Source organism: Ornithinimicrobium panacihumi (genome assembly GCF_052073805.1).
In the GTDB taxonomy this organism is placed as follows: domain Bacteria; phylum Actinomycetota; class Actinomycetes; order Actinomycetales; family Dermatophilaceae; genus Ornithinicoccus; species Ornithinicoccus panacihumi.
In genome coordinates, this window is record NZ_JBQGWG010000001.1 from 419,333 (window position 1) to 434,112 (window position 14,780).

The window sequence follows — 14,780 nt, forward strand, 5'->3', positions numbered from 1 at the left end:
TATAACCTGCGTCAAGTGGGGTTCCCCCGCATGAAGTCGGCCGTGGGAGCGGGGCGGGTGCAACTTTCCGGTCCCTCGCGGCATAGGCAGGGTGAGTCCATCCGATCTCCCCGTGTCGGGAGGGCTCATGGGGGCGGGGCCGACTGGTTACTGCGAAGCCGGTCGGTCGCGCCTCCACCCTGGAGGGCTCCACGGCGAAGGTGTGGGGTGGGACAGACGGGTCTCGTGGGCGGCGGAGATGGCGGTGCGGGGGAAGGCGTCAGAAGCCGCGGGGCCGGCGGGGCGTGGTGTCGTGGCGGACCACCTTGACGACGGGGCGGTGGGCCAGGGCCTCTTCCACCGAACCCAGGGCGGAGAGCTCGTCGACCAGCGCCCGGGTCGGTGACATCAGCCCGATCGTGCCGTCCTCGGTCTGCCTGATCAGGCTGGCGATGGACACCCACTCGGACCGGTGCGCCTCCGTGGTGGTGTTGGCGTAGGCCTGCGACTCCTTCTGCGACACCGGCAGCACGAAGAAGCGCACGTCGAAGCGACGGGGCAGGCCGGCAGGGGTGATCCAGTCGTCCCAGGGCACCAGCCGGGACGGGTCCACCCTGGCCCCGGTCTCCTCCTGCACCTCGCGCAGACCGGTGGCCAGCAACGTCCGCGCGGCCACCTCCCCGCCACCGATCAGTCCGTGCTCGGTCCCGGCCCAGGCCGCGACGTGCTCGGCCACCAGGCCATCCGGCAGGTCCAGCGCCCCACCGGCCTCGGCGTCACCAGGGTCGATCCGGCCGCCGGGGAAGACGACGACCCCGGCCGCGAAGTCCATCGTCGAGACGCGGTGCTGCACGAAGACCTCCAGGCCCGCCGGCCCGTCCCGCAGCGGCAGCACGCTCACCGCCGGACGTGGGGCGGGCTCGTCGAGCAGCTCGACCCGGCCGCCGGGGGCGACCTCACCACCCAACGGCATCGGGAGCGCCTCGGGCAGGTCGACCTCGTCCCCCAGCCCCATCTCGGTCAGCCCGCGTTCCAGCCCCAGGCCCATCGCGGCCAGCAGGAGGCTGGTGCGCAGCCCGCGTCCGCGGAGGTGGGGGAGGACGCGGAGGCGGGAGAGCTGCATACCCGTCGGCTGCGTGTCTGTCGCCATCTCGATCACCTCGGCGGCGGCGACGACCGGCTGGCCCATGACGAGCACCACCCGACCTGCTCGCCCGAGGCTGGCCTCCGCCCCGTCCTCACCAGCACCGGCTCCGGGGAGCAGCGCTTCCAGATCGGCACGGTCGTGGTCGTCCGCCACGCGGACGCAGGTCAGGGAGAGGCGTGAGGGGGTCATGGGTCCAGCCTGGCTCAGTAGACGAACCAGGGGAAGATGCTGCGGTCGTGCGCGTGGACGATCGCGAAGAAGACGATGGCGTCGAAGAGCAGGTGGATGATCACCACGTAGGTCAGGGACTTGGTCTTGGTGAAGATGTAGCCCTGCAGCAGCGCGAACGGGACGGTCAGCAGCGGCCCCCACTCACGGTAGCCCAGCTCCCACAGGAACGAGACGAAGATGGTCGCCTGCAGCACGTTGGCCAGCCACATCGGGAAGTGCCGCCGCAGCAGCGCGAAGCAGATGCAGATGAAGAACAGCTCGTCCCACAGTCCGACCGAGTTGACGCCGACGAAGAAGCGCCCGAACTCGCTCGGGGTCTGGATCGCCGGCCAGTTGAGATAGGCGCTGGAGTTGATGAAGTAGGGCGGCAGGATGAAGAAGCCCAGCACCGGCACCGCGATGACATAGGCCCACTGCGACCTCGTCCAGCGCCGCCCGGTGAGCCACGGGAAGCGGATCGCCTTGCGGCGGAACAGGAACCGGTCGATGAGCACCGGCACCAGCACCGCCCCGCCCAGCACGATGCCGAGCCGGAAGAAGTTGGGCCAGGAGATGTCGGCCTCCACCGAGGTGGTCGAGACGATCGTCAGGCCCACGGCGATGAGCAGCAGGTCGCGGAAGAGCCCGCGGTCGACGAACCACGCGGCGGCGACGCTGGCCACCAGCAGCACGTTGCCGGGCCAGCCGATCATCAGCCCGAAGAGCAGGAAGGCCGAGACCGCGACGCCGATCGCGGGCAGGAGCTTGGGCAGGGGCACCGCCGGCCGGTCGTCGGTCTGCAGGTCGGCGGTCACCTCGTCACGATATCCGCAGCCCTGGCGAGCAGCCGCCGGGCGGCCTCCTCCTGCGCTGCCGGCGGCCAGTGCTCGGGATGGGTGACGGCCTGGACGGTGAGTCCGTCGATGGCCAGCAGCAGGTCGAGGGCGGCTTCCTCGGCCCGGCCGGGCAGGCTCTGCTCCGGGTCGGTGGGCAGGGGCAGGCCGGCGGCGTCGGCCAGCGCCAGGCGCAGCAGATAGCGCTCGCCGTCCCAGGCCAGGGCGCGCGGCTCGTCCAGCGAGGGGTCGAAGCGCGCGCGGGCCATGAACTCGAGCCAGATCAGAACCTCCGCCCGGCGCTCCTCGTCGATGGGGACCAGCTGGAGGAGGGTATGGAGCGCACGCTCGCTCCTGCTCCCGGTGGCGGGCAGGTCGCGGACAATCCCCTGGTCGTCGACATAGGCGCTCTGCACCCTGGCGGCGATCCGCCCGGCCAGGGCTTCCATCGCGAAGCGGGCGAGGTCGGCCTGGGTGCGGAAGTAGTAGCGCACGGCACCGACCGACCAGCCTGACTCGGCCGCCACCGAGCGGACCGAGGCGGCGTCGAAGCCGTCCCTGGCCACCACCGCCCAGAGGGCGGCGGCGAGCTCGGCCCGGCGGGCGTCATGGTCGACGATCTTGGGCATGCGGCCATTTTGGCACAGGTGTGTTTTAATACGGGCGTGCGGATAACAGATCCGTGCCCGACGAACGAGGGGTGGAGGAGATGGACCTGACCCAGGTGCTCACGCTGGCCGGGCTGGCCCTGGTGGACAGCACGAGCTTCGGCACGCTGGCGGTGCCGGTGCTCCTGCTGCTGGCGCGCCGGCCGCAGCTGAAGGTGCTGTGGACCTACCTGGCGACCATCGCGGTCTTCTACTGGCTCGTGGGCCTGGTGCTCATGCTCGGCGGCGCGCAGGTGGGGGGCTGGCTGGACGCACTCGGCGAGGCGGCTCCCGACGGTGGGCGGGTCCTGCTCTGGGGCCAGGCCGTCGTCGGGGCCCTGCTGCTGGGCGGATCGTTCCTCATCGACGGGCCGTCGGCGAAGCGTCGACGTGAGCGGCGCGCCGCCGCCGGCACGCCCTCACGCCGGGAGCGCTGGACCTCCCGCCTCCGGTCGGGCGAGCTGGGCACGCGCGCCGTCGTGGTCGTGGCGCTCCTGGCCGGGCTGGCCGAGGTGGCCACGATGCTGCCCTACCTGGGCGCCGTGGCGCTGATCACCGGGGCCCGGCTGCCCGTGCCGGTCGCGGTGGGAGTCCTGGCGGCCTACGTGGTCGTGATGATCGCGCCCGCCGTGGTGCTCACCCTCCTGCGGATGGCGCTGGGCACCCGGGCCGAGCCGCTCCTGGACCGCCTGCACGCCTGGTTGCAGAAGGCCTCGGACGGCATCGTCGGATGGGTCGTCGGGATCCTGGGCTTCCTGATCCTGCGTGACTCGCTCGTCAAGCTCGGGGTGTCGATCCTGGGCTGAACGTCGCTGCCGCTCACTCGTCCCAGCGCTCCTCCCGCCCGGGCGAGACTGCGATGCAGACCTCGTTGCCCTCGGGGTCGGCGATCGTCCACCAGGCCGGCGCCTCGGCGTCGTAGGTGATCCGCCCGCCGGCGGCCAGCGCGGCGTCCACGCGCGCCTGCGCCTGGTCGTCGGCGACGAAGACGTCCAGGTGTATGCGGTTGCGCTGCGCCCGACGCTCGTGGTCACCCTCGTCCATCGGCTGGAAGAACACCGGCATCGTCAGCTGGTGGGGGTGGACCAGGTCGGTGACGTCCTCACGCGGGTCCTGCTCGTAGCCCAGCGCCGCGGCCCAGAAGGCCCGGACACCCTCGATGTCGACCGCGTCGAAGCCGACCTGGACGAACCTGGGCAGGCCAGTGTCGGCCGTCAGCCCCAGCCCGCGGGCGGCGGCCTGCACCCGGGCGGCGAGAGCTTCATAGCCCTCCACCATCTCCCAGAGGTCCTTGCCGGAGTCGAGGACTACCAGGCCGGGCTGGAGGTCGATGCCCAGCGCGAGTCCGGCCTCGTCGGCGAGGGCCGCGGTGGCCTCGGCGAGCTCGAGCGCCTGCTCGGTGCCGAGCGTGGGATAGGCGGCGACCGCGGCGAAGACGAGCCGCCAGTCCTCGGTCCCCTCGCCCTCCCACCGGTCGGCGCCGTCGGGCAGCGGGAGGATGTCGGCCTCGTTGCCGTCGGTGTCGGCGATCGTGGCGTAGAAGTCGTTCTGCTGCGGGATCTGCCCGTCCAGCTCGGGGATCGCCGCGAGCGTGGAGGCGGCGCCCGGCGAGGGCGTGACGACGTCGAGGTGGAGCCGGTTGCGCAAGGGCCGAGCCTCGTCCAGCTCCTGGAACCACATGCTGGGCAGCCGTCGGTGCGGGTCGCGCAGCGCGACGTCGCCGCGCCGTTCGTGACCCAGCACCCGCTCCCAGAAGCCCATCAGGGACGGGGTGTCCTGGGTGTCGATGCCGATCTGGACGAGCTGGAGCCGGGTCGGGTCGGCGGCCAGGCCGAGGTCGGCCGCGGCCGCGGAGATGCCACGCGCCGCCTCCACCTCGGCGGACGTGAAACGGGACCCGGGGCGCACGATCCGCAGCCGCACACCCTTGGCACGGATGTCGACGTCGATCTCGACCCCTCGGCCGCCGCCCGCGGCCTCCCCGGAGCCCTCGAGGACCCGCCTGGCCAGCGCGGCCCCCTCGGCGTGGGAGGTGGTGGCGAACCAGGCCAGCGCGTCCGCGCCGATCACCCGCCAGTCCTGCGTGCCGGCGGTGCTCTGGAACTCGCTCGCGGTCAGTGCGTCGGTGCCCATGCGACCACCATGGCAGCGATCACCGACAGGCGCGCCCCCAGCCGCGGCTCAGCCCAGACCCCACGCCTCCGCGAGCAGACGGTAGGACCGGCGCCGCAGCTCCGGGTCGAAGGTGTAGGTCGTCACGATCAGCTCGTCCAGCTCGTGCTCGGCCACGAACTCCTCCAGCCGCTCCACGACCACCTCGGGCGTCCCGACCGCCCGCACCGCCTGGTGCGCCTGCGCCATCGGCAGCAGCTCGGCCGGCACGACCGCGGCCAGCGACTCCACGGGCGGGTCGAGCGGGGCCGGCTGCCCGCTGCGGATCCGGATGGCCATCAGCTGGGCGGTCGTGAAGAGGTGGTCGGCCTCCTCCTGCGAGGGCGCGACGAGCACGTTGACCCCGGCCATCGTGGTCGGCCGCTCGACCTGGGCGGTCGCGGCGTCGGCGCGGAAGCGGTCGCGATAGACCATCAACGCCTCCCGGAGCTGGTCGGGCGCGAAGTGCGAGGCGAAGCTGAAGGGCAGCCCGAGCGCGGCGGCCACCTGCGCGCCGCCGGTCGAGGAGCCGAGCATCCACAGCGGCACGTGCGTCCCCTCCCCGGGCAGCGCCCGCACCTGACCGCGCCCGCCGGTCAGCGTGGGCGGGTCGCCGAGATACTTCTGCAGCTGGGCGACCTCGGCGGCGAAGTCGGGCAGGTGCCCGCTGGAGCGGGACAGCGCGGCCGCGGTCATCGGGTCGGTCCCCGGCGCCCGGCCGAGGCCCAGGTCGAAGCGGTCGCCGTGGATGGTCGCGAGGGTGCCGTAGTACTCCGCCACCATCAGCGGGCTGTGGTTGGGCAGCATCACCCCGCCCGAGCCCAGCCGGATCCGGCTCGTGTGGTGGGCCACGTGCCCCAGCAGCAGCGAGGTGGCCGAGGACATGAACGTCTCCGACCCGTGGTGCTCGGCCATCCAGAACCGGTGGTAGCCCAGCCCGTCGACCTCCCGCGCCAGCGCCACCGACTCCTCGATCGCCTGCGCGGGCGTCATCCCCTGCGAGCGGGGGACCAGGTCGAGGACGGACAGGGGCACGCGCGTTGATGGGGCCATGTGGGCGGCAACGCGGGGGAGGGGCGCGGTATGCCGTCGCCCACCGGAGGACTCCCGTCGACCTCAGGGGTGGTTGCCTGCCCAACGCCCCTGCGCGACAGGAAATCCCACCCTTTGGGGTGGGTCTCCTACTACGCGTCGTGACGTGCATCTCAGTCGCTGGCCACCGCGCCCGGGAGGGGCCAGGATGAGCCCAACATCCGCATCATGGGAAGCAGGAGATCAATGGTGTCTCTCCGGTCTGTCGTGTCCACCACCGTCACGGGCGCGGTCCTCATCGTCGGTGGCGGAGCTGCCTACTCGGCCATCGCCCCGGGCAACGGTCCGGACCGTGCCGAGGTGGTCCGGGTGGTGGACGGGGACACCATCGAGGTCCGCTACAGCGGCCAGGAGCGCATCGTGCGCCTGCTCAACATCGACGCCCCCGAGACCAAGCACCCCGGGAAGGCGGTCGAGTGCCTCGGACCGGAGGCGACCGCATACCTGCAGCAGCAGCTGGAGCCCGGTGACACCGTGCGGCTCGAGTTCGACCAGGAGCTGCTGGACCGCTACGGCCGCGAGCTCGCCGGTGTCTTCGAGGACGACCTGCTGATCAACGCCGAGATCGCGCGGCGGGGCCTGGGCATCCCGGTCTACTTCGAGCCCAACCGCAAGTTCCTCCCCGCGGTCACCGAGGCCTACGAGGAGGCCAAGGCCGGCGGGGCGGGCATGTTCAGCGCGTCCCTCACCTGCACCTTCGAGGCCCGGATCCAGGGGTATGCGGGGTCCGTCGCCCAGGTGGAGGCCGCCGTCGCGACCGACCCGGTCGCCGCGCAGGAGGCCGCCGACGGCGTCGTGGCCGAGGGTGCGGCCCTGCTGGCCATCATCGCGGGCGCCGAGGCCGGGTCGCTGGCCGCCGCCGGCCTGACCGAGGTCGAGCTGGAGATGCTGCGGGTCCGGGTCGTGGAGCTGCAGGAGCGCGCCGCGGGTGCCGGGCAGTCCGCCAAGGACGCGGTGGAGAACGCCGAGGCCGACCGCAAGGCCAAGGAGAAGGCGGAGCGCAAGGCGAAGGAAGAGGCCGAGCGGAAGGCCAAGGAGGAGGCCGAGCAGAAGGCGAAGGAGGAGGCCGAGCGCAGGGCCGAGGAGGAGGCCGAGCGCAAGGCCCGGGAAGAGGCAGAGCGCAGGGCCGAGGAGGAGGCCCGGGCCGCCGCCGAGGCACAACGCCGCGCGGAGGAGGAGGCGCGCCGGGCGCAGGAGCAGAACACCCAGATCCAGCCGATCATGCCCCAGCCGGCACCGGCACCGGCACCCGCGCCCGCTCCGCCGGCGAACGTCTACTACCCCAACTGCGCCGCGGCCCGCGCGGCCGGGGCCGCGCCGGTCTACATCGGGCAGCCGGGCTACGGCACCCACCTGGACCGTGACCGGGACGGCGTCGGCTGCGAGTGACCGCCGCACGACGAAGCCCGGCCCCCACGCGGAGGGCCGGGCTTCGCTCGTGGAGCGGTCCGCGCTCAGTCGGTGAGCTCGGCCAGGAAGGCCTTCCCGCGCTCGCTGGAGGGATTGCCCAGCACGTCCTCGGGCGGACCCTGCTCGGCGATGCCGCCGTCGGCGAGCAGCACGACCCGGTCGGCCGCCTGCCGCGCGAAGCGCATCTCGTGGGTGACCACGACCATTGTCATGCCCTCGTCGGCCAGCGTGCGCATGACCTGCAGCACCTCGCCGACCAGCTCGGGGTCCAGGGCCGAGGTGGGCTCGTCGAAGAGCATCACCTTCGGGTCCATCGCCAGCGCCCGCGCGATCGCGACGCGCTGCTGCTGACCGCCGGAGAGGTTGTCCGGATAGGCATCGGCCTTGTGGGCCAGGCCGACCCGCTCCAGCAGCTCGCCCGCCCTGGCCCTGGCCTCGTCCTTGGAGCGGCCGTGCACCTCGCGCTGGGCGACGCACACGTTCTCCAGCACGGTCATGTGCGGGAAGAGGTTGAAGCTCTGGAAGACCATGCCGATGCGGGACCGGATGTCGTTGAGGTGCTTCTCGTCATACCGGAGCTCCTGCCCGCCGACCTCGATGGACCCCGAGGAGATCCGCTCCAGGCCGTTGATGCAGCGCAGCAGGGTCGACTTGCCGGCGCCGGAGGGGCCGATGAGGCAGACGACCTCGCCCTCCTGGACGTCCAGGTCGATGCCGTCCAGCACCACGGTGGAGCCGAACTTCTTGACAATGTCGCGCATCTGGACCAGTGGCTGCCCGGTCATCGCGCGCCTCCTTCCGCACGCGCCTTGGCCTCGTCAGCCACCTCACGCTCCTCGGTCGTGGGTCGGCGGTGCTTGTTGAGCCGGTGCTCCAGGGCGTTGACCAGCAGGGTGAGGACCAGCACGATCGCCAGGTAGTAGATCGCCACCACCATGTAGGCGGTCAGCGGCTCGTAGGTCGAGGCCGCCATGTTCTGCGAGGTGCGGAACAGCTCGGTCATCCCGATGAAGGCGACCAGCGAGGAGTCCTTCACGGCGATGATGTATTGGTTGCCCAGCACCGGCAGCATCGTGCGCAGCGCGAGCGGCGCCTGCACCCGCTTGAGGGTCTTGGCCTTGGACATGCCCAGCGAGCGGGAGGCCTCGACCAGGCCCTTGGGCACGGCCTGGAAGCCGGACCGGATGATCTCGGCGATGTAGGCCGAGTTGTGGAAGGCCAGGGCGATCGACCCGGCCCAGAAGGCCGGCAGCGTGATCACGTAGGCCAGGCCGAAGTAGATGATGAAGATCTGCGTGATGAGCGGCGTGCCACGGACCAGGCCGATGTATGCGGTGGCGAGCCACCGCAGGGCCCTCACCCTGCTCATCGCGAGGGCGGCCACGCCGGCGCCGCCGACCATGGCCAGCGCCAGCGCCACCGCGGTCAGGCTCAGCGTGACCCACGTGGCCTCGAGGAAGAGCGGTGCCCACTCTCCGAAGAGGGAGAAGAACTCCACGGTGGATCAGCCCTCGGTGGACTCTGCGTCGTCACCCTCGGTGGTCTCGGCGTCGTCGCCGCCGGTGGCCCCGGAGATGTCCTGGCCGAAGTACTTCTGGCTGATCTCTCCGTAGGTGCCGTTCTCGATGATCGTGGCCAGCGCCTCGTTGAGGTCGTCACGCAGGCCGGTGTTGCCCTCCTTGACGGCGAAGGCGGGGGACTCGGTGTAGAGCGGGTCGCCGCACTCGACGACGTCCAGCCCGGCCTCCTCGATCTGGTAGAGGCCCACGAGCCGGTCGGTCATCACGGCGTCCAGGCGGCCGGTGGCCAGGTCCTGGAGGGCCACGACGTCGGAGCCGAAGGTACGGACCTCGCCCACCCAGTCGCCGCCCTCGTCCTCCAGGTAGCCCTGGTAGGTGGTGCCGCTGGCGACCCCGATGGTGGGGGAGTCCATCTGCGAGATGTCGGTGCACTCGGTGCCGGTGGCCACGAAGGCCTGGGCGCCGGAGGAGTAGTAGCCGTCGGTGAAGTCGACGGCCTTGTCCCGCTCCTCGGTCGGCGTCATCGAGGCGACCAGCACGTCATACCGGTTGGCCTGGACCCCGCCGATGAGGGAGTCGAAGGTGCCGGTCTCCTCCTTCAGCTCCAGCCCCAGCTCCTCGGCGATCGCCGCGCCGATGTCGCGGTCGAAGCCGGTGAGGGTGTTGCCCTCGAAGTAGGAGAACGGCTGGAACTCGCCGCTCATCGCGACGACGAGCTCGCCGTCGTTGATCAGCTGGGCCTCGCCGTCGCCGGCGCCCTCGCCGTCGTCCCCTCCGCAGGCGGCGAGGACGAGCGGGAGCGCCGCGGCCAGGGCGGCGAGACGGACGGTGCGGGTGGTGGTGCGTGCGGACATGAGCGAACTCAGCTCCTAGGTCGGCGGGAGCCGCCGGTCTGCAGGCTCCCTCGAAGCGGCCCTGCCCCCGTCCCGTCGGTTGCGGGACACGCGGGCCGTTCTCCACCATGGCACGGCCTGCCGGCCTGGCCCGACCGCGTGTCGCAGCGGTTGCGCGCGCTCCGGGACCTTGCTAACGCGCGCGCGTTGGGCGCACGACCATGCTCCGGTATGCGGTCACGAACCCGGTCCGAACCGTTACCGAACCGTGACGCTCACCGTCGTTGGGGGCCTCGTGCGCCGACGGATGTCGCCAAAGGTCACCGGTGTCGCCTGGCCGCCATCCGCCAGCAGGGACCGATGTCGCCGAAGGTCACCGATGTCGGCAAACCGGCTATCTGCCCGTGCTGCAACCTGGGCGGATGTCCGATGTGGCGACGTCCCTGCGGTTTACCGACATCGGCTCGGTCCGGTGACATTTGTTGGCGCGGCGGGGCAGGCGGCGGGGCGCGGTGGATGATGGAGTAGGAGGTCCGGCGGGGGAGAGGTGGAGGTAGGGGGTGGGGGACGCGGCGGGGGACACGCCGAGCGCCTCAGACGACTTTTCCGCGTCGTGCCGGGCCCTGGCGGGACGACACGCGGACACATCGCCCCAGCCTGTTGCATCTAGTGCCAGCCTCGCCTACGATCCCTATATCTAGTAGTTACAGCACTGTGGTTCCTCCACATGTTGTGCACAACGGAGGCCGTGTTCCACACACGTCATCCACACATTGTCCCCAGCACCACCCACACACGGCCTCTGAGCAGGCCGTTCGCGCTGCGCTGCCACGACCACGCCGAAGGAGGCGACATGCACTGCCCGTTCTGCCGCCACACCGACTCGCGGGTCGTCGACAGCAGGGTGCAGGAGGAAGGCACGGTCATCCGCCGGCGCCGGCAGTGCCCCGAGTGCGGGCGCCGCTTCGGCACCGTCGAGACGGCCACGCTGTCGGTCATCAAACGGTCGGGGGCGACGGAACCCTTCAGTCGGGACAAGGTCATCTCCGGTGCGCGCAAGGCGTGCCAGGGGCGGCCGGTGACCGAGGACCAGCTGCAGCTGCTGGCCCAGCAGGTGGAGGAGTCCATCCGCTCCCTGGGGCAGGCCGAGGTCGACGCCCACGAGGTCGGGCTGGCCATCCTCGAGCCGCTGCGCTCCCTGGACGAGGTCGCCTACCTGCGCTTCGCCTCCGTCTACCAGGCGTTCGACTCCCTGGACGACTTCGAGGCGGCCATCACCCTCCTGCGGACCGAGCGAGATCAGGCGCTCGAGCCCACGGGTATGCAGCAACCCACCTGACCCGAGCCCTCACCGAAGGCAGGTATGTCAGACCTCGGCGAGAGACTGCATACCTAAGAAAAAAGCCGCACGAACAGCCCACCAGACACACCCACGATCCACGCACCACCGCCGGAACACCAACCAAGGAGAAGTTGAGATGACGCAGACGACCGGGGCCAAGACGCGCTCCCGCCGCGCTCCGAAGGGCCTGAAGATCGAGCGGATCTTCACCACCCCGGGCGTCCACCCCTACGACCAGATCACCTGGGAGAAGCGGGACATCGTCCAGACCAACTGGAAGACCGGCGAGACGATCTTCGACCAGCGTGGGGTCGAGTTCCCGGACTTCTGGTCGGCCAACGCCTCCACCATCGTCACGACGAAGTACTTCCGCGGCGCCGTCGGTACCCCCGAGCGTGAGACCGGCCTCAAGCAGCTCGTCGACCGCGTCGTGCTGACCTACGTCAAGGCGGGCAAGGAGCACGGCTACTTCGCCACCGACGAGGACGCCGAGATCTTCGAGCACGAGCTGACCTATGCGCTCGTGCACCAGATCTTCTCCTTCAACTCCCCGGTCTGGTTCAACGTCGGCACCGCCAGCCCCCAGCAGGTCAGCGCCTGCTTCATCCTGTCCGTCGACGACTCGATGGACTCGATCCTGAACTGGTACAAGGAAGAGGGCTTCATCTTCAAGGGCGGCTCCGGCGCCGGCCTCAACCTCTCCCGCATCCGCTCCTCCAAGGAGCTGCTCTCCTCCGGCGGCACCGCCTCCGGCCCGGTGTCCTTCATGCGTGGCGCGGACGCCTCCGCGGGCACCATCAAGTCCGGTGGCGCGACCCGTCGTGCGGCGAAGATGGTCGTCCTGGACGTGGACCACCCCGACATCGAGGAGTTCATCGACACCAAGGCGCGCGAGGAGGACAAGATCCGCGCGCTGCGTGACGCCGGCTTCGACATGGACCTGGGCGGCAAGGACATCGTGTCGGTGCAGTACCAGAACGCCAACAACTCCGTCCGCGTCACCGACGAGTTCATGAAGGCCGTCGAGGACGGCACCGAGTTCGGTCTGCGCTCGCGCAAGGACGGCTCGGTCATCGAGACCGTCGACGCCCGCGCCCTCTTCGACAAGATGGCCAAGGCTGCCTGGGAGTGCGCCGACCCCGGCATCCAGTACGACGACACCATCAACGACTGGCACACCAACCCCGAGACCGGCCGCATCACCGCGTCCAACCCGTGCTCGGAGTACATGTCGCTGGACAACAGCTCCTGCAACCTGGCCTCGCTGAACCTGCTCAAGTTCCTCCGCGACGACGACACCTTCGACGTGGAGACCTACCAGGCCGTGGCCGAGCTGGTCATCACCGCGATGGACATCTCGATCTGCTTCGCCGACTTCCCGACCGAGCCGATCGGTGAGACCACCCGCAACTACCGTCAGCTGGGCATCGGCTACGCCAACCTGGGCGCGCTGCTCATGGCGACCGGCCACGGCTACGACTCCGAGGGTGGCCGCGCCCTGGCCGCCGGCCTGACCTCGCTGCTGACCGGCGCCGCCTACAAGCGCTCCGCCGAGATCGCCGGTGTCGTGGGCGCCTACAACGGCTACGCCCGCAACGCCGATGCCCACAAGCGCGTCATGCGCAAGCACCAGGCCGCCAACGACCAGATCAAGACGCTCCACACCATGGACGCCGAGATCCACCGCGCCGCGACCAAGGCGTGGGACGACGTGGTCAAGACGGGGGAGAAGAACGGCTACCGCAACGCTCAGGCGTCGGTGCTGGCCCCCACCGGGACCATCGGCTTCATGATGGACTGCGACACCACCGGCATCGAGCCCGACTTCTCGCTGGTCAAGTTCAAGAAGCTCGTCGGCGGCGGTTCCATGCAGATCGTCAACCAGACGATCCCGCGCGCGCTGAAGAAGCTCGGCTACACCGAGGAGACCATCGAGGCGATCGTCGAATACATCGCCGAGAAGGGCCACGTCATCGACGCGCCCGGCCTGAAGACCGAGCACTACGAGGTCTTCGACACCGCCATGGGTGCCCGCGCGATCCAGCCGATGGGTCACGTCCGGATGATGGCCGCGGTCCAGCCGTTCCTGTCCGGCGCCATCTCCAAGACCGTCAACCTGCCCGAGTCCGCGACGGTCGAGGAGATCGAAGAGGTCTACATGCAGGGCTGGAAGCTCGGCCTGAAGGCCCTGGCCGTGTATCGCGATGCGTGCAAGGTCGGCCAGCCGCTCTCCGACGGCAAGAAGGACGCCGAGGCCAAGGAGGGCGAGAAGCCGGCCGAGGTCAAGGTCGAGAAGGTCATCGAGTACCGCCCCGTCCGCAAGCGCCTGCCCAAGCGCCGCTCCAGCCAGACCACCAGCTTTGCCGTCGGTGGGGCCGAGGGCTACCTGACCGCCGGCACCTACGAGTCCGGCGACCTGGGTGAGCTCTTCCTCAAGTTCGGCAAGCAGGGCTCGACCCTGGCCGGCGTGATGGACGCCTTCTCGATCGCGGTCTCGATCGGCCTGCAGTATGGCGTGCCGCTGGAGACCTTCGTGGAGAAGTTCACCAACCTGCGCTTCGAGCCGGCCGGCCTGACCGACGACCCGGACGTGCGCATGGCGCAGTCGATCATGGACTACGTCTTCCGCCGCCTGGCGCTGGACTACCTGGACTTCGAGACCCGCTCCTTCATGGGCATCCACACCGCCGAGGAGCGCGCCCGCCAGCTCGAGACCGGCTCCTACGCCCCGGTCACCCCGTCCACCTCCGCCGAGGAGGACTACGAGGACGAGCTGGAGAACCTGTCGCAGTCCGTGGCCACCACCCCGGCCAAGAAGGCCGAGAAGGCTGAGAAGGACGCCGACAAGTCCGGTGCCGGAGCCGCCGACGCCCGCAAGGCCGACGCCGGCATCCACTCCTCGGCCGAGCTGCTCGAGCAGTTCAGCGGCAAGGTGAACGACGCCCCGATCTGCATGACCTGCGGGACGAAGATGCGTCCCGCCGGATCCTGCTACGTCTGCGAGGGCTGCGGGAGCACCAGCGGCTGCAGCTGATGTAGCACCCGAAGGGAGGGGCCTGCCGAATCGTCGGTAGGCCCCTCCTTCGTGCTCTCCGGGTGTCGGTGCCGGGACTGTCAGACAAACGGTGTTTCTGGCCCGACGCGCCGGCCCGGCTGGCGGGGAAGGTCATGTGATGACCGAGAAGATCACGAGCGTGAGCTCGATGCCGAAGAAGGTGACGAAGACGACCTCGCGGAGCAAGTCAGAGCAGGCTGCGGTCCGGGAGTTGGTCAAGGCCGCCCGGGCACGTGGTGAGGACCTGACCGGCCCGGACGGGCTGCTCAAGTCGATCACCGCCACGGTCCTGGAGACCGCGCTGGAGGAGGAGCTGACCGAGCACCTCGGTCACGCCAAGCACCAGGTGCCCACCGCCGAGAGCGGCAACATCCGCAACGGCACGCGGCCCAAGACCGTGCTCACCGACGCCGCCGGAGAGGTGACGATCGCGGTGCCGCGGGACCGGGCCGGCACCTTCGAGCCGGTCATCGTCAAGAAGCGCCAACGCCGCCTGACCGATGTGGACGCGGTCGCGATCAGCCTGTTCGCCAAGGGCCTGACCACCGGCGAGATCTCCGC

Annotated in this window: 13 protein-coding genes; 5 read left to right on the forward strand and 8 right to left on the reverse strand. The window is 70.4% G+C overall.

Annotation, left to right across the window (positions count from 1 at the left end):
* Positions 1-259 precede the first annotated feature (259 nt).
* From ACTMMA_RS01975 to ACTMMA_RS01985, 3 genes are read right to left on the reverse strand one after another with little or no spacing between them, the layout of a single operon-like run.
* Positions 260-1,315 carry an NUDIX hydrolase gene (locus ACTMMA_RS01975; protein WP_441188414.1) on the reverse strand — a complete coding sequence of 352 codons (1,056 nt, stop codon included), beginning with the start codon at positions 1,313-1,315 and terminating at the stop codon, positions 260-262.
* A 14-nt stretch (positions 1,316-1,329) separates the two neighbouring features.
* On the reverse strand, positions 1,330-2,151 hold the full coding sequence (locus ACTMMA_RS01980; RefSeq protein WP_441188415.1) for a CPBP family glutamic-type intramembrane protease: 822 nt from the start codon (positions 2,149-2,151) through the stop codon (positions 1,330-1,332).
* Entirely contained in the window at positions 2,148-2,798 is a 651-nt protein-coding gene (locus ACTMMA_RS01985; protein ID WP_441188416.1) for a TetR/AcrR family transcriptional regulator, read from the reverse strand. Before ACTMMA_RS01985 ends, ACTMMA_RS01980 begins: the two co-directional genes overlap by 4 nt.
* 53 nt (positions 2,799-2,851) lie before the next feature.
* On the opposite strand from ACTMMA_RS01985, the gene ACTMMA_RS01990 reads away from it, so the two are divergent.
* On the forward strand, positions 2,852-3,622 hold the full coding sequence (locus tag ACTMMA_RS01990) for a GAP family protein (protein WP_441188417.1): 771 nt from the start codon (positions 2,852-2,854) through the stop codon (positions 3,620-3,622).
* 13 nt (positions 3,623-3,635) lie between these two features.
* Here ACTMMA_RS01990 and ACTMMA_RS01995 read toward each other — a convergent pair whose 3' ends face one another.
* Together ACTMMA_RS01995 and ACTMMA_RS02000 are read right to left on the reverse strand one after the other, a co-directional pair.
* Positions 3,636-4,949 (reverse strand): VOC family protein, encoded by a 1,314-nt coding sequence (locus ACTMMA_RS01995; RefSeq protein WP_441188418.1) that lies wholly within the window; start codon positions 4,947-4,949, stop codon positions 3,636-3,638.
* A gap of 48 nt (positions 4,950-4,997) precedes the next feature.
* The gene (locus ACTMMA_RS02000) at positions 4,998-6,020 is read right to left on the reverse strand and encodes an LLM class flavin-dependent oxidoreductase (protein ID WP_441188419.1); all 1,023 of its coding nucleotides are present in this window, start codon (positions 6,018-6,020) and stop codon (positions 4,998-5,000) included.
* A gap of 246 nt (positions 6,021-6,266) precedes the next feature.
* Between ACTMMA_RS02000 and ACTMMA_RS02005 the strand changes: the two genes are divergently transcribed.
* The gene (locus tag ACTMMA_RS02005) at positions 6,267-7,448 is read left to right on the forward strand and encodes an excalibur calcium-binding domain-containing protein (RefSeq protein ID WP_441188420.1); all 1,182 of its coding nucleotides are present in this window, start codon (positions 6,267-6,269) and stop codon (positions 7,446-7,448) included.
* A gap of 65 nt (positions 7,449-7,513) precedes the next feature.
* Here the strand turns inward: ACTMMA_RS02005 and ACTMMA_RS02010 are convergent, their stop codons facing one another.
* From ACTMMA_RS02010 to ACTMMA_RS02020, 3 genes are read right to left on the reverse strand one after another with little or no spacing between them, the layout of a single operon-like run.
* On the reverse strand, positions 7,514-8,254 hold the full coding sequence (locus tag ACTMMA_RS02010; RefSeq protein ID WP_441188421.1) for an amino acid ABC transporter ATP-binding protein: 741 nt from the start codon (positions 8,252-8,254) through the stop codon (positions 7,514-7,516).
* On the reverse strand, positions 8,251-8,967 hold the full coding sequence (locus tag ACTMMA_RS02015; RefSeq protein WP_441188422.1) for an amino acid ABC transporter permease: 717 nt from the start codon (positions 8,965-8,967) through the stop codon (positions 8,251-8,253). The genes ACTMMA_RS02010 and ACTMMA_RS02015 overlap by 4 nt, the downstream gene beginning before the upstream one ends.
* A 6-nt stretch (positions 8,968-8,973) precedes the next feature.
* Positions 8,974-9,843, reverse strand: coding sequence for a transporter substrate-binding domain-containing protein (locus tag ACTMMA_RS02020; protein WP_441188423.1), 870 nt, complete (start codon positions 9,841-9,843; stop codon positions 8,974-8,976).
* Between the two features lie 832 nt (positions 9,844-10,675).
* On the opposite strand from ACTMMA_RS02020, the gene nrdR reads away from it, so the two are divergent.
* The 3 genes from nrdR to ACTMMA_RS02035 form a co-directional block, all read left to right on the forward strand.
* Positions 10,676-11,161 (forward strand): transcriptional regulator NrdR, encoded by a 486-nt coding sequence (nrdR, locus tag ACTMMA_RS02025; protein ID WP_441188424.1) that lies wholly within the window; start codon positions 10,676-10,678, stop codon positions 11,159-11,161.
* A 139-nt stretch (positions 11,162-11,300) separates the two neighbouring features.
* Positions 11,301-14,198 (forward strand): vitamin B12-dependent ribonucleotide reductase, encoded by a 2,898-nt coding sequence (locus tag ACTMMA_RS02030; RefSeq protein ID WP_441188425.1) that lies wholly within the window; start codon positions 11,301-11,303, stop codon positions 14,196-14,198.
* A 139-nt stretch (positions 14,199-14,337) separates the two neighbouring features.
* Positions 14,338-14,780: transposase (locus tag ACTMMA_RS02035; RefSeq protein ID WP_441188426.1), on the forward strand; the 443-nt coding region annotated here is incomplete at its 3' end.